The organism is Streptomyces novaecaesareae (genome assembly GCF_000716875.1).
GTDB classification, from domain to species: Bacteria; Actinomycetota; Actinomycetes; order Streptomycetales; family Streptomycetaceae; genus Kitasatospora; species Kitasatospora novaecaesareae.
Genome location: NZ_JNWQ01000186.1, coordinates 1 through 1,556 on the forward strand (window position 1 = coordinate 1; position 1,556 = coordinate 1,556).

The window sequence follows — 1,556 nt, forward strand, 5'->3', positions numbered from 1 at the left end:
ACAAGAGCCTGCGCGTCGACCGACGCACCTACAAGGCCACCATCAGCATCGACATCCTGGGCGAGCCGATCAGCCCTTAACTTCACGGCCTTGGCCTTTAGGTCGGGGAGGAATCCGGCTTCCCGCGTAGCGGGTCAGGGGTAGCCGTACCGCCGTCAAGGCGGTCCGGCGTCTGGGGAGCGATGGTGCTGAGAGTGACCTCAAGCCGATTCAGAATAGATGCAGAATCTCAGAGTTGATGGACCGCCGGTCGTGGGCAGCTTGAGTTGTCAGTCGTGTGTGCAAGTCTTCGGGGAGTCTGAGTACGAAAAGGATCGTGATGCCGTCGTGACGACATCGATGTCGGCGGAGGAGACCGGGCACGCCCGGTATACCTACCGCCTGCGCGTGTCGTCCACCGCGCTCACCGGCCTTGAGGCGGAATGGGGCCGGTGCCGGTGGGTGTGGAACGAGTGCGTTGCCATGTCCCGCAAGCGGCACAAGGCCAACCAGAACCGCCCGGAGGGCACGCCGAAGGTGACGTGCGGTCCGGCGGAGCTGGACAAGATGCTGACCGAGGCCCGTGCCTCGATGAGCTGGCTTCGTGACGGGGCGTCGGTTCCGCAACAGCAGATCATCCGGGACTTCGCGAAGTCCCGCGCGAAGGCGATCAAGGACATCAAGGCGAAGCTGCCGGTCAATCGGCGCGCCGGGATGCCGAAGCCGAAGAAGAAGCGTGAGGCGCTGCCGAGCCTGAACTACACCACCCGTGGTTTCCGGATCAAGGACGGTCGTCTGCATCTTGCGGGCGGGATCGTGCTGACGGTGGTGTGGTTGCGGGATCTGCCGTCGGTGCCGTCGTCGGTGCGGGTGTACCGGGACGCGGTGGGGCACTGGTGGGCGTCGTTCGTCGTCGCGATCACCACTGAGCCGCTGCCCGCGACCGGTGCGGTGATCGGGATCGACTGGGGCGTGCGTGAGACCGCGACCACCACCAGCGACCCGCACGACCTTCCCCACCCGCAGCACGGGAAGAACGCCGCCGCCGCACTGGCCAAGTACCAGCGCCGTATGGCACGCCGCAAGCCGCCCAAGGGCAAGCCCGCGTCCAAGGGCTACCGCGAGGCAAAGCGGCAGACCGCCAAGCTCCACAGGAAGGTCGCCAACCAGCGGAACGACACCGCCCGCAAGTGGGCCAAGCAGGTTGTCCGCGACCACGACGCGATAGCCGTCGAGGACTTCCGCCCGAAGTTCCTCGCCAGGACCACCATGGCCAAGAAGGCCGCCGACGCCGCCATCGGCGCGACCAAGCGAGCCCTGATCGAGATGGGCCGCAAGCACGCCCGCAGCGTGCACCTGGTCCACCCCGCGCACACCACGATGGACTGCGCGCACTGCATGACGAGAGCCAAGCATGCACTGCCGCTGGGAATGCGCACCTACACCTGTACCGCGTGCGGAGTCTCATCCCCCAGGGATGAAGTTCCCCCACTGAGCTGGACAGCCTGATACTGGGACGGATGGTCCCGGAGGAAGCAGTCCAGGTAGTGAGTGGCAAGAGCAACATGAGCAAGCGG

The 1,556-nt window shown here is 65.9% G+C and carries 2 protein-coding genes; one reads left to right on the plus strand and one right to left on the minus strand.

Going from position 1 to position 1,556, the window contains the following annotated elements:
* Positions 1–210: 210 nt before the first annotated feature.
* Positions 211–363, minus strand: a complete 153-nt coding sequence (locus OP86_RS38950; RefSeq protein WP_234435138.1) for an Arc family DNA-binding protein — start codon at positions 361–363, stop codon at positions 211–213.
* Between OP86_RS38950 and OP86_RS32375 the strand changes: the two genes are divergently transcribed.
* Positions 340–1,488, plus strand: coding sequence for an RNA-guided endonuclease InsQ/TnpB family protein (locus OP86_RS32375; protein WP_078589595.1), 1,149 nt, complete (start codon positions 340–342; stop codon positions 1,486–1,488). The two genes, OP86_RS38950 and OP86_RS32375, sit on opposite strands and share 24 nt — an antisense overlap.
* Positions 1,489–1,556: the final 68 nt, after the last annotated feature.

Excerpts from the sequence above, each read along its gene's own strand:
- OP86_RS32375 (WP_078589595.1), top strand. The coding sequence starts at position 340 with ATGTCGGCGGAGGAGACCGGGCACGCCCGGTATACCTACCGCCTGCGC.